This is a genomic window from Ancylobacter sp. IITR112, from assembly GCF_041415945.1.
Lineage (GTDB): Bacteria > Pseudomonadota > Alphaproteobacteria > Rhizobiales > Xanthobacteraceae > Ancylobacter.
In genome coordinates, this window is sequence record NZ_JBGCUS010000001.1 from 3,084,992 (window position 1) to 3,097,151 (window position 12,160).

Annotated in this window: 14 protein-coding genes; 10 read left to right on the top strand and 4 right to left on the bottom strand. The window is 67.7% G+C overall.

Annotated elements, in window-relative coordinates; all coding sequences use genetic code 11:
• The first annotated feature begins 145 nt into the window (after window positions 1-145).
• Window positions 146-940 (top strand): thymidylate synthase, encoded by a 795-nt coding sequence (locus AAC979_RS14735; protein ID WP_371347620.1) that lies wholly within the window; start codon window positions 146-148, stop codon window positions 938-940.
• Window positions 941-1,048: 108 nt separating this feature from the next.
• The gene (locus AAC979_RS14740) at window positions 1,049-1,528 is read left to right on the top strand and encodes an N-acetyltransferase family protein (protein ID WP_371347621.1); all 480 of its coding nucleotides are present in this window, start codon (window positions 1,049-1,051) and stop codon (window positions 1,526-1,528) included.
• 69 nt (window positions 1,529-1,597) lie between these two features.
• Here the strand turns inward: AAC979_RS14740 and AAC979_RS14745 are convergent, their stop codons facing one another.
• Window positions 1,598-2,215: a Spy/CpxP family protein refolding chaperone gene (locus AAC979_RS14745; protein WP_371347622.1), complete on the bottom strand. Its 618-nt coding sequence runs from the start codon at window positions 2,213-2,215 to the stop codon at window positions 1,598-1,600.
• 134 nt (window positions 2,216-2,349) lie between these two features.
• A complete protein-coding gene (gene fumC / locus AAC979_RS14750; RefSeq protein ID WP_371347623.1) occupies window positions 2,350-3,741 on the bottom strand; it encodes a class II fumarate hydratase in 1,392 nt (463 codons plus the stop codon).
• Window positions 3,742-4,134: 393 nt separating this feature from the next.
• Between fumC and AAC979_RS14755 the strand changes: the two genes are divergently transcribed.
• The 6 genes from AAC979_RS14755 (at window position 4,135) to AAC979_RS14780 (ending at window position 8,799) form a co-directional block, all read left to right on the top strand.
• Window positions 4,135-4,323, top strand: a complete 189-nt coding sequence (locus tag AAC979_RS14755; RefSeq protein ID WP_371347624.1) for a DUF4169 family protein — start codon at window positions 4,135-4,137, stop codon at window positions 4,321-4,323.
• Window positions 4,320-4,598 (top strand): ribbon-helix-helix domain-containing protein, encoded by a 279-nt coding sequence (locus AAC979_RS14760; RefSeq protein WP_371347625.1) that lies wholly within the window; start codon window positions 4,320-4,322, stop codon window positions 4,596-4,598. The genes AAC979_RS14755 and AAC979_RS14760 overlap by 4 nt, the downstream gene beginning before the upstream one ends.
• Before the next feature lie 182 nt (window positions 4,599-4,780).
• Window positions 4,781-5,935 carry an FtsH protease activity modulator HflK gene (hflK, locus tag AAC979_RS14765; RefSeq protein ID WP_371347626.1) on the top strand — a complete coding sequence of 385 codons (1,155 nt, stop codon included), beginning with the start codon at window positions 4,781-4,783 and terminating at the stop codon, window positions 5,933-5,935.
• Window positions 5,932-6,888 (top strand): protease modulator HflC, encoded by a 957-nt coding sequence (hflC, locus tag AAC979_RS14770; protein ID WP_371347627.1) that lies wholly within the window; start codon window positions 5,932-5,934, stop codon window positions 6,886-6,888. Before hflK ends, hflC begins: the two co-directional genes overlap by 4 nt.
• 12 nt (window positions 6,889-6,900) lie before the next feature.
• The gene (locus AAC979_RS14775; RefSeq protein WP_371347628.1) at window positions 6,901-7,086 is read left to right on the top strand and encodes a DUF2065 domain-containing protein; all 186 of its coding nucleotides are present in this window, start codon (window positions 6,901-6,903) and stop codon (window positions 7,084-7,086) included.
• 135 nt (window positions 7,087-7,221) lie between these two features.
• On the top strand, window positions 7,222-8,799 hold the full coding sequence (locus AAC979_RS14780) for a Do family serine endopeptidase (protein ID WP_371347629.1): 1,578 nt from the start codon (window positions 7,222-7,224) through the stop codon (window positions 8,797-8,799).
• A gap of 70 nt (window positions 8,800-8,869) precedes the next feature.
• Here the strand turns inward: AAC979_RS14780 and AAC979_RS14785 are convergent, their stop codons facing one another.
• Both AAC979_RS14785 and AAC979_RS14790 read right to left on the bottom strand, forming a co-directional pair.
• Window positions 8,870-9,409 (bottom strand): DUF1036 domain-containing protein, encoded by a 540-nt coding sequence (locus tag AAC979_RS14785; RefSeq protein ID WP_371347630.1) that lies wholly within the window; start codon window positions 9,407-9,409, stop codon window positions 8,870-8,872.
• Window positions 9,378-10,670: a glycerate kinase gene (locus AAC979_RS14790; RefSeq protein WP_371347631.1), complete on the bottom strand. Its 1,293-nt coding sequence runs from the start codon at window positions 10,668-10,670 to the stop codon at window positions 9,378-9,380. The genes AAC979_RS14785 and AAC979_RS14790 overlap by 32 nt, the downstream gene beginning before the upstream one ends.
• A 172-nt stretch (window positions 10,671-10,842) precedes the next feature.
• On the opposite strand from AAC979_RS14790, the gene AAC979_RS14795 reads away from it, so the two are divergent.
• The gene (locus AAC979_RS14795; protein ID WP_371347632.1) at window positions 10,843-11,691 is read left to right on the top strand and encodes an N-formylglutamate amidohydrolase; all 849 of its coding nucleotides are present in this window, start codon (window positions 10,843-10,845) and stop codon (window positions 11,689-11,691) included.
• 27 nt (window positions 11,692-11,718) lie between these two features.
• Window positions 11,719-12,021: a DUF1244 domain-containing protein gene (locus tag AAC979_RS14800; RefSeq protein ID WP_371347633.1), complete on the top strand. Its 303-nt coding sequence runs from the start codon at window positions 11,719-11,721 to the stop codon at window positions 12,019-12,021.
• Window positions 12,022-12,160: the final 139 nt, after the last annotated feature.

Here is a 12,160-nt window from a genome sequence, read left to right on the forward strand (position 1 = left end):
CCGGGTTACCGCCTCCGGCGGCATAGCCGACCCGTCTGGGGACGAGGGCGGCGAAGGCGCACACGGCGGATGGGACAGCGCCGCCCCATGCTATATGTGGTGGCAGACGGCGTCTTGGGAACAATAGCCATGCGGAACTATCACCATGCGGAACTATCACGAGCTTCTGGAACGTGTGCTGCGCGAGGGCGTACGCAAGGATGACCGCACAGGTACCGGCACGCTTTCCGTTTTCGGCCACCAGATGCGGTTTGATCTCGCCGAGGGCTTCCCGCTCGTCACCACGAAGAAGCTGCATCTGCGCTCCATCATCCACGAATTGCTGTGGTTCCTGGCCGGCGACACCAACATCGCCTATCTCAAGAAGAACGGCGTCTCGATCTGGGACGAATGGGCGGATGCCAAGGGCGATCTCGGCCCGGTCTATGGCCATCAATGGCGCTCCTGGCCGGATGGGCGCGGCGGGGTGATCGACCAGATCGCGCAGGTCGTCGCCGACATCCGCCGCACGCCCGATTCGCGCCGGCTGATCGTCTCCGCCTGGAACCCGGCCGACGTGCCGGCCATGGCGCTGCCGCCCTGCCACTGCCTGTTCCAGTTCTACGTGCTGGAGGGCAAGCTCTCGTGCCAGCTCTACCAGCGCTCCGCCGACATCTTCCTCGGCGTGCCGTTCAACATCGCCTCCTATGCGCTGCTCACCCACATGGTGGCGCAGGTAACGGGGCTGAAGCCGGGCGATTTTGTCCACACCTTCGGCGACGCGCACATCTATCTCAACCATCTCGACCAGGTGAACGAGCAGCTTGCGCGCGCGCCGCGCCCGCTGCCGAAGCTGACGCTCAATCCCGATGTGACCGATCTTTTCGCCTTCCGATACGAGGACATCGCCATCGAAGGCTATGATCCCCACCCCGCGATCAAGGCGCCGGTGGCGGTGTAGAAACGCGGCGGTGTCATCCCGGCTGCACCGCGGATGAGGCCGGAAAATCCTCGTCCTCACAATCCGGCTCGGCCATCGGCCGCCCGGCACGACGTTCTGGAAGAGCCCATGCCCCTCGCCCTGCGCCCCGCCCGGCCCGACGATGCCGCACTGATACTCGCCTTGGTGCGCGAGCTTGCCGACTATGAGAAGCTGCTGCACGAGGTGGAGGCGACAGAGGCGGATTTCGCCCGCGAACTCTTCGGCCCGCAGCCGCGCGTGTTCTGCGACATCGCGGAATGGGACGGCGCGGCCGCCGGCTTCGTGCTCTGGTTCTACACTTTCTCCACCTTCCGCGGGCGGCAGGGGATCTTCCTTGAGGATATCTATGTCCGCCCCGCCTTTCGCGGGCGCGGCATCGCCAGGGCCCTCATGCAGCGCCTGGCGCGGCGCTGCCTCGACGAGGGGCTCGGGCGTTTCGAGTGGAACGTGCTCGACTGGAACGAGCCGGCCATCCGCTTCTACCGCTCGGTCGGTGCCGTGCCGCTGGACGCTTGGACCATGCAGCGCGTCACCGGCGCGGCCCTGCATGAGCTTGCCGCCGGCTGAGACGTCGCTTCAAACCCGCGGCGAACCCGGGCGACGTGACCGCCGCCCGGGAATGTGAGCGAAGGCGGATCAGAGCGGCTCGCCATCCGGGCCATCGGGCCCGTCCGGGCCGTGGTCCATCGGGCCCGGGGGCATGCGGTGCGGCATCGCGCCGTCCGGACCGTGCCAGCCGGGGCCGGCATGGTGCGGCCCATGGCCTTTGCCGTCGCGGCCATAGGCCATGCGCGGGTGCTGGATCTGCTTGAACAGGATGGCGAAGCGGCGCTGCTGCGCACCGTCCAGGGCGTCATAGAGCGGAGCGGCGGCATCGGCGACCTTCTTCATGGTCTCGCCGCGACCGATCATTCCGTCGGCCTGGGCGCGCAGCCGCTCGATGACATCCGGCCGCTCGCCTTCCGGCTGCGCCTCGCGCATGGCGCGATGCTCGGCGCGGCGCGCCATCCGCTGCTTGGCGGCATCCTGCAGCGCGCTCTCCAGCGCCGGCCACAGCTTCTCCTGATCAGGTGTCAGCTTGAGCCCGGCCTTGAGCGCAGCGATGCGGGCGTCGCTCATGGCGCCGGCGAACTCGGCCATCTGCTCCGGGCTCGGGCGCGGGTGATCGCCCGCTCCCGGCTTGGGAGCCGCCACGCCGAAGGTCACACCGGCGAGAAGGGCGGCGGCGGTTGCTACAATGATCGTGCGTTTCATCGGCCTCATCTCCTGTGAAGGTGAGGCCGATGCTGGCGGAGGAACCCGAATGTTTCAAATGAAACTTCGGTAATGAACCCATACAATACATTCGGAAATAAAGATGAATGCCCGTTCAGGTTCATGAACATCCATTAACCCGGGGAGATCATCTTCTCCGGACGCACGTACTCGTCGAATTCTTCATTGGTAACATAGCCGCCGCCCACGGCTTCTTCGCGCAGTGTGGTACCGTTCTTATGCGCGGTCTTGGCGATCTTGGCGGCGTTGTCATAGCCGATCTTCGGCGCCAGCGCGGTGACCAGCATGAGCGAGCGCTCCAGCGCCGCCTTGATATTGTCCTCGCGCGGCACGATGCCGACGACGCAATGCTCGGTGAAGCTGAGCGCGGCATCGGACATCAGCCGCACAGACTGGAGGAAATTGTAGGCCATGACAGGGTTGTAGACGTTCAGTTCGAAATGCCCCTGGCTGCCGGCGAAGCTCAGCGTCGCATTGTTGCCGAACACCTGCACGCAGACCTGGGTCATCGCCTCGCACTGCGTCGGATTCACCTTGCCGGGCATGATCGAGGAGCCCGGCTCGTTCTCCGGCAACGCCAGTTCGCCAAGGCCCGAGCGCGGCCCGGAGCCGAGGAAGCGTATGTCGTTGGCGATCTTGAACAGCGACGCCGCGACGGTGTTGATCGCGCCGTGCGAGAACACCATGGCGTCATGCGCCGCCAGCGCTTCGAACTTGTTCGGCGCGGTGGTGAAGGGCAGCCCGGTGATGGCGGCGATATGCTCCGCCACCTTCTCGGCGAAGCCCACGGGGGCGTTGAGGCCGGTGCCCACAGCCGTGCCGCCCTGGGCCAGTTGCATCAGCGCGGGCAGTGTCGATTCGATGCGGGCAATGCCGTTCTCCACCTGGTGGGCATAGCCGGAGAATTCCTGGCCGAGGGTGAGCGGGGTAGCGTCCTGCGTGTGGGTGCGGCCAATCTTGATGATGTGCTGCCACTGCTCCGCCTTGTCGGCCAATGCGCCATGCAGGGTGCGCAGGGCCGGCAGCAGCCGGCGCGAGATTTCCTCCGCGCAGGCCACATGCATGGCGGTCGGGTAGGTGTCGTTTGACGACTGGCTCATATTGACGTGGTCATTAGGGTGGACGGGCTTCTTCGACCCCATCTCCCCGCCCAGCATCTCGATGGCGCGGTTCGAGATCACCTCATTGGCGTTCATGTTGGACTGTGTGCCCGACCCGGTCTGCCACACCACCAGCGGGAAATGGGCGTCGAGCTTGCCGTCGATCACTTCCTGCGCGGCGGCGACGATGGCGGCGCCGATCGTCGGATCGAGGCGGCCGAGCGCCATATTGGTTTCCGCCGCCGCCCGCTTGATGATGCCGAGTGCCCGGATGACCGGGAGCGGCTGCTTTTCCCAGCCGATCTTGAAATTGCCGAAAGAGCGCTGCGCCTGCGCGCCCCAATACTTGTCGGCCTCCACCTCAATGGGCCCAAAGGTGTCGGTTTCGATGCGGGTCTTGGTCATCGGTCAAAGCCTTTCGGGGTGCGTCAACGGGCCCGCTCACCGGGCGTCACGGCTGGCGGCGGGTTTAGCATGCGCCGTGCGGGAGCGGTATCTGCGCGGCGATGCATGACAGCTTCCGGCAAGGTTCCGGCCCGATAGTTCACAAATACGTGACTCCTACCCCTCCGGCAGCCGCTGCCGCGACCGTTTTTTGCTTACCATTATACCCTCATCGGGGATTGATGGAAGATCAGCCGGCTACCTGTAACGACTTAAGGACCGGCCGGAAGTGGCGGCGCCCGCGTACCGCACCGGCGCAAATTCTTGGAAACAGCCATTTTCATGGATATTATGAGAGGACTAATGACGCCCACCGCGCAGTCTCTGCGCCCCCATCACCGGAGGTCGGCGCCCGTGGGCGATCTTGTGAATCTGAACCGTCATCGCAAGCGGATCGCGCGGATGACGGCGGAACAAACCGCCGCTGCCCGGCGTTTGGAGTTCGGCCGCCCAAAGTACCAGCGCGAGTTGGACGCGGCCGAAGAACGAAAGCAGGAAAAAATGCTTGAAGGGCATAGGCGCATTCGAGAGGACGAGACATGAAGAGTCCCGTGGTTAAGCGGTCCATCGTGATTGCCGGGCACAAGACCAGCGTCAGTCTGGAAGATCAGTTCTGGGACGCCCTCAAGGAGATCGCCGCCAATCGGCGCAGCACCTTGTCGGAGATCGTGGCTTCCATCGATTCGGGCCGCAATCAGGGCAATTTGTCGTCGGCGATCCGCCTTTACGTGCTGGCGCATTACCGCAGCCCGTCCTCCAGCCGCGAGCCGGCCGAGGTGCCGGAGCGGAATGGTTCCTTGCGCTCTACCGTTGCGTAAACCCGGCCGAGTTCCCATATCGGAAGGTGGCGGGCGCGTTGTAACCTGATGCCTCGTCACCTATAACCGCCTCGTCACGCCGTTCCGGCGGCGAGGCGCGGGTTTTCTTGCACGGTGGCGTCTGCCGGTTCTGCGCTTGCGAGCCCCGGACTAGCCGGGCGCGCAAACGGAGTGGGCGCTGAATGTCTTGGAAGAACCAGAGCGGCGGGCCATGGGGTGGTGGCCCGCGCGGCCCTTGGGGCACTGGTCCGCAATCGCCGGGGCCGAGTTCTCCCGATCTTGAGGATCTGATCCGTCGCGGTCAGGAAAAGCTGCGGACCGCCATTCCCGGCGGCTTCGGCACCGGCAAGGGCATCGTCATTCTGGTGGCGCTGGCCATTGTCGCCTGGCTGCTCTCGGGCTTCTACCGCGTCGAGCCGGACGAGCAGGGCGTGGTCCTGCGCTTCGGCAAGTTCGTCGGCACCACCAATCCGGGCCTCAACTACCACCTCCCCTACCCGATCGAGACGGTGCTGACCCCCCAGGTCACGCGCGTCAACCGCATCGACATCGGCATCCGCACCGGCGACGACCCGCGCCGTGGCTCGGTGCAGCGCGATGTGCAGGAAGAGAGCCTGATGCTCACCGGCGACGAGAATATCGTCGATGTCGACTTCGCCGTCTTCTGGATGGTGAAGCCCGCCGCGCCCGGCTCGTCCGAGGATGTCGGCGCCGCCAATTTCCTGTTCAACGTCCAGAACCCGGAAGGCACCATCAAGGCGGTGGCGGAAAGCGCCATGCGTGAGGTGGTCGGCCGCACCAACATTCAGCCCATCCTCACCGGCGCCCGCCAGAACATTGAAACGGCGGTGCAGGAGCTGATGCAGCGCACGCTGGACGGATATCGCGCGGGCGTGCTCATCACCCAGGTCCAGTTGCAGAAGGTCGACCCTCCCTCGCAGGTCATCGACGCCTTCCGTGACGTGCAGGCCGCGCGCGCCGACGCCGAGCGCCTTCAGAACGAGGCGCAGGCCTACGCCAACCGCGTCGTCCCGGAAGCACGCGGCGACGCCGCGCGCATCACCCAGGGCGCCGAGGGCTACAAGGAGCGGGCAATCATCGAGGCGCGCGGCCAGGCGGCACGCTTCCTCAGCGTGCTCGGCGAGTATCAGAAGGCGCCCGAAGTCACCCGGCAGCGCCTTTACCTCGAAACCATGGAACGTGTCTTCGGTGGAATGGACAAGGTGATCATCGACCCTGCGGCCGGCGGCCAGTCCGGCGTCGTCCCCTATCTGCCTCTCGCCCCGCTCGGCGGCAGCACCCCCGCTCCGGCGGCCGCTCAGGGAGCCGCGAAATGAGGAACAGCCTCGGTCTTGTCCTGGCGATTATCGTCGCCGCCGTCCTCATCGGCCTGTTCTCGGCCCTGTTCAGCGTCTACCAGACCCAACAGGCGCTGGTGCTGCGCCTCGGTGAACCCATCAGGGTCATCGAGGAGCCGGGCCTGCACGCCAAGATCCCGATGGTCGACAGCGTGATCTTCATCGACAAGCGCATTCTCGACCTCGAGAACCCGTCGCAGGAAGTGATCGCCGCCGACCAGAAGCGCCTCGTGGTGGACGCCTTCGCGCGCTACCGCATCGTCAATCCACTGCGCTTCTACCAATCGGTCGGCACGGTGGACGCGGCCAATTCGCGTCTCGCCACCATCCTGAACTCGTCGCTGCGGCGCGTGCTCGGCGAATCCACCTTCATCGAGGTGGTACGCGACCAGCGTGAGGCGCTGATGGCGCGCATTCGCGATCAGGTGAACCGTGAGGCGGCCGGCTTCGGCATCGACGTGATTGATGTGCGCATCCGCCGCGCCGATCTGCCGGAAGCCAACAGCCAGGCGGTGTTCCAGCGCATGCAGACCGAGCGTCAGCGCGAAGCGGCGGAAATCCGCGCGCAGGGCGGCGAAGCGGCGCAGACCATCCGCTCGCGCGCCGACCGCGACTCGACGATCATCGTCGCCGAGGCCAACGCCACCGCCGACCAGTTGCGCGGCGAGGGCGAGGCCCAGCGCAACGAGATCTTCGCGCAGGCCTATAATCAGGACCGCGGCTTCTTCGACTTCTACCGGTCGATGCAGGCCTATGAGGCCTCGCTGAAGGGTTCGGACACGCGCATGCTGCTGGCGCCGGATTCGGAGTTCTTCCGCTTCTTCGGCAGCCCCTCCGCTCGTCCGGACGCGGCTCTCGGCGCCACGTCCGCCCCTGCGGCGGCGCCCGCGGCTCCGTCCGCTCCGGCGGCGGCGCCCGCCCCCGCCAACTGACGCAGCGCGACGATGTATGATTTCATCGTCGCGCTCGGCCTCGTGCTGGTGATCGAGGGGCTGGCGCTGGCCGTCGCCCCCGCCGCCGTGCGCCGCTCCGCCGAGGCCATCGCGCATCTGTCGGATTCCCCGCTGCGCGTGGCCGGCCTGATCGGCGCCGTTCTGGGACTGGCCATCGTCTGGCTTATCCGCGGCTGACGAGGCGGGGCCGTACGCCCCGCCTCGCGCTCTTTTGGCTTGCATCGCGTCTTGTCGCTTGTAGCGTCGGGCCTATCGGCCAGAGCATGTCGGGCCGCTCCGCCCGGTTCCGCGTGGCGGCGTCAAGGAGGCTTCATGATCAACTGCCTTGAGGGCCCCGGCCTGAACCTTTCCGCCCTCCTGCCGCCTCCGGCGGAGCAGAGCCGCCGCCCGGCGCCGGCACGGCGACGCCGTCCCACCCGCCGCGCCGGCGCGGCGCTTCTGGCCGCCGCTCTTGCCGCCGCGCTCGCTGTGCTCCCGCAGGCCGGCCACGCCGCCGCCGTCAAGGGCCCCGACACGGTGGCCGACACCGCCGCGCAGATCATGGACGCGGTGGTCAACATCTCCACCTCGCAGACAGTGGCGCCCTCGCGCAGTGTGCCGACACCGGAACTGCCGCCGGGCTCGCCCTTCGAGGAGTTTTTCGAGGAGTTCTTCAAGCGCCGGCAGCAGCAGGGCGAGGATCAGGGTCCGCGCCGCGTTTCCTCGCTCGGCTCCGGCTTCGTCATCGACGCCAGCGGCTTCATCGTCACCAATAATCACGTCATCGCCGATGCCGACGAGGTCTACGCCAATTTCGCCGATGGCTCGAAGCTGAAGGCCGAGATCGTCGGCCGCGACACCAAGATCGACCTGGCGCTGCTGAAGGTGACCCCCGAGCCCGACAAGCCGCTCAAGGCGGTGAAATTCGGCGATTCCGACATTCTGCGCGTCGGCGACTGGGTGATGGCGATCGGCAATCCGTTCGGTCTTGGCGGCACGCTCACGGTGGGCGTCATCTCCGCCCGCAACCGCGACATCAATTCCGGCCCCTATGACAATTTCCTGCAGACCGATGCCGCCATCAACCGCGGCAATTCCGGCGGGCCGCTGTTCAACATGGATGGCGATGTGATCGGCATCAACACCGCCATCATCTCACCCTCGGGCGGCTCCATCGGCATCGGCTTCGCCGTGCCGTCCAACACCGCCATCCCGATCATCGCCCAGCTCAAGGAGTTCGGCGAGACCCGGCGCGGCTGGATCGGCGTGCGCATTCAGCAGGTCACGCCGGAAATCGCCGAAAGCCTCTCGCTCGACCGCGCGCGCGGCGCGCTGATCGGCTCGGTGAACGAGGACGGCCCTGCCGCCAAGGGCGGGCTGAAGGCCGGCGATGTCGTCATCACCTTCGACGGCAAGGACGTGAAGGACATGCGCGCTTTGCCGATCATCGTCGCCGACACGCCGGTCGACAAGCAGGTCGATGTCGTCGTCATCCGCAAGGGCCAGCAGGAGACGATCCGCCTCACCGTCGGACGGCTCGATGAGGGCACGCCCTCCCCCAGCGCCGCCGCCGCGCCCGAGAAGAAGCCGGAGGCGCCGCCGCCGGTGACGACGCTCAAGCTGATGGGCATCGACATGGCGGAAATGACGCCGGAACTGCGCACCCGCTTCAAGATCAAGGACGAGCTCAAGGGCGTCGTGGTCATGGCGGTCGAGCCCGGCTCGGTCGCCGCCGAACGCGGCATCGCGCCGGGCCATCTGATCGTCGAGATCAATCAGGAAGCGACGGCCACGCCCGCCGATGTCGAGAACCGCCTCGCCGCGCTGAAAAAGGAGGGGCGCCGCTCGGCCCTCCTGATGGTCGCCGATCCCGAGGGGCAGATTCGCTTCACCGCACTACCCATAGAGTAACCGCCCCGGGGCGCGGGCGCGCTGCTCAGACCGGCGCGCCGGCACCCAACGGGAATGTCGGCGGCAGGCTTCAGGGCCGCGCTTGGGGCAGCGGCGGCGGCGGCAGGCCGGAGCCCGCCTCGGCCCGAGGCTTGCGTTCGGTAAGTTGCACCGTCCAGCTCTTCTGCTCGTGGGTGTCCACCTCGAAGAAGCCGGTGCGGTCGAAGCCACGCGCCAGGCAGTCCTGGATGCCGCGAATGGTGAATTCCTTCTCGCGGGTGCACATGAAGGCCTTGCCGGACCATTCCCCGCCCAGATCATAGTCGATGGCGTAGACATAGTAGAACCGCGCCACCAGATCGCCGCGCAGCAGCGTCTCGCAGCTATTGGCGCCGATGTTCCACCAGCCCTCGGTCGCCCAGCTATTGCCGTCCTTATAGCCGAGCGCGATGCCCACCCGGCTGCTCGACCGATTGCACAGCCGGAAATCCGCCGCCGCCGGCGCCGCCATCAGGCCGGCCAGCACCGGCAGGGCGAGCACGGCCGCGCCGAGGGCGCGCCGCCCCGCCCGCCAACCGGCGGCGGTTCGCGTCACACGGTCAGTCGTCGATGAGAACGGCTCGGAAATCATTGACGTTGGTGCAGGTCGGTCCCGGCGTGAGCAGATCCCCGAGGGGCTCGAAAAAGCTGGTGGAATCGTTATTGGCGAGAAAGGCGGCAGGATCGAGACCCAGCGCCTTCGCCCGCGCCAGCGTGTCCGGCATCACATAGGCGCCGGCAGGGTCGGAGGCATCGCCACCGCCGCCATCGGTGCCGTCCGTGTCACCGGCGACCGCATAGATGCCCTCGGCGCCGTCCAGCGCCACCGCCAGCGCCAGCGCATATTCCTGGTTCGGCCCGCCCCGGCCCTGGCCGCGCATGGTGACGGTGAGCTCGCCGCCGGAGAGCAGCACTGCCTTGCGGCCGGCGGCCTTCAGCTCCTTGGCCTTGGCGGCCTGGGCGTCCGCCACCTCGCGCGCCTCGCCTTCGAGATTGTCGCCGAGCAGCACCGGCTCGATGCCGGCTTCGCGGGCGAGCTTCTCGGCCGCGACGAAGGAATCGGCAGGCCGCGAAATCAGGATGTAGTCGGAGCCGGCAAAGGCCGGATCGCCGGGCTTGGGCGATTCATTGGCGGGATCGCGCAGCGCCACCGCGATGGAGGGCGGCGGGTCGATGCGGTAGCGGGCGAGCACATCGCGCGCCTCCGCCAGCGTGGTCGGGTCCGGCACGGTGGGGCCGGAGCCGATCACCGCCGGGTCATCGCCCGGCACGTCGGAGACGGAGAGCGTCACCACCCGCGCCGGCTGGGCCAGCGCCGCCAGCCGCCCGCCCTTGATGCGCGAGAGGTGCTTGCGCACCGTGTTGATCTCGGTGATGTTGGCGCCCGAGCGCAGCAGCGCGCGGGTCAGCGCCCGCTTGTCGTCCAGTTCGACGCCGAAGGCGGGGGCAATCCAGTTCGCCGAGGCCCCGCCGGAAAGCAGCACCAGCACCAGATCGTCCGCAGTGGCGGAGGCGGCGAGGTCGATCGCCTTCTGCGCCCCGGCGAGGCCCGCCGCATCCGGCACGGGATGGCCGGCCTCGACCATCTCCAACTGGCGGGTCGGGCGGCCATAGCCATGACGGGCGACGCCGATGCCGACGAGCCGCGCAGGGTCGACCCCCCTCTCGTCGAGATAATGCCGCTCGGCAACTTCCAGCATGGCTCCGGCGGCCTTGCCGGCGGCGAGCAGGATCAGTCGGCCCTGGGCGGGCGGCGGCGGCAGGGCTGGCGGCAGACAGGTCGAGGGATGCGCGGCCGCAACCGCGGCGGAGAACAGGCGATCGAGAAATTCACGCGCAGAAGCCTCAGTCATCACCACCCTACCCGCCCCGGAGGAGCCCTTCCCGCCGGCCTTTCGCCGAGCCATTACTTATTGCGCGCAGGCGCGAATCCCGGCCGCGCGACGCGAAACGGGCGTATTCCTATGGCACGCCACGCCCCACGTCGATATCCTCCTGCACACTTCCCGCAGCTCACGGGCAAATATGCGCCGCCTCTCCACGGACGACCCCGCCGCGACCGCCAGTGCCGGCGACGCCCCCACCCCGTTCCCCGCTTTCGAGCGCGTGCCGGGCACGCGGGAGGCCGGGCTGATCCTCCTGTGCGACCATGCGTCCAATGCGCTGCCGCCCGCCTATGGCTCGCTGGGCCTGCCCAAGGCGGAACTGGAGCGGCATATCGGCTACGATATCGGCGCTGCCGGGGTCACGCGCATGCTGGCGCATCGTCTGGGGTGCCCCGCGGTGCTTTCGCGCTTCTCCCGCCTGCTCATCGACCCTAATCGCGGCGAGGACGACCCCACGCTGGTGATGCGGCTGTCCGATGGCGCGGTGATTCCCGGCAACCGTCACGCCGACGCGGCGGAGATCGAGCGGCGGCTGGCGCTCTATCACCGCCCCTATCACGACGCCATCACCGCCGAGATCGAGGCCGCGCTGGCGGCGGGCATCGTGCCGGTGCTGCTGTCGATTCACAGCTTCACCCCGGTCTGGCGCGGCGTGGCCCGGCCCTGGCACGCCGCCGTGCTGTGGGACAGCGACCCGCGCTTCACCCGCGACCTCATCGAGGCGCTGCAGGCCCCCGGCGACCTCATCGTCGGCGATAACGAGCCCTATGACGGCGCACTGCGCGGGGACTGCCTCTTCCGCCACGCCACCCTGCGCGGGCTGGCCAACACGCTGCTGGAAATCCGCCAGGATCTCATCGCCGAGGTGGGCGGTCAGCGGGCCTGGGCCGACCGGCTCGCCGGGCTGCTGCCGGCACTCCTGACCCGGCCGGAACTGCACGAAGCGCGCAGCTATGGCTCGCGCACCGGCCCCGTGCCCCCCATCTGACCGGAAGCAAACTCCCGGGAGACCCTGATGACCGATCTCGATGACACCACCCGCACCGAACTCGAAGCCGCGGCGTTTCGCCGTCTCGTCGCCCATCTGCAGGCGCGCACCGACGTGCAGAACATTGCGCTGATGAACCTGGCCGGTTTCTGCCGCAACTGCCTCTCCAACTGGCTGCTGGACGCGGCGACGCAGCGGGGCGTGCCGATGACCAAGGAGGCGAGCCGCGAGGCGGTCTACGGCATGCCCTATGAGGAGTGGAAGGCGCGCCACCAGAGCGAGGCGACGCCGGAGCAGAAGGCGGCTTTCCCCGGACCGGGCCCGCACTGAGCCGGCGAGGAGCCGCTTTTTCCCGGATTCGCGGTGGATAGCGGGGCTAGCCAGCCCGGCAAAGCCGCGCAGATGCGCCATTGCCTTGACGGCCCGCCCGGCTTGCGCTCCCTATCGCCGCCCGAATTGCCGTCTAGAC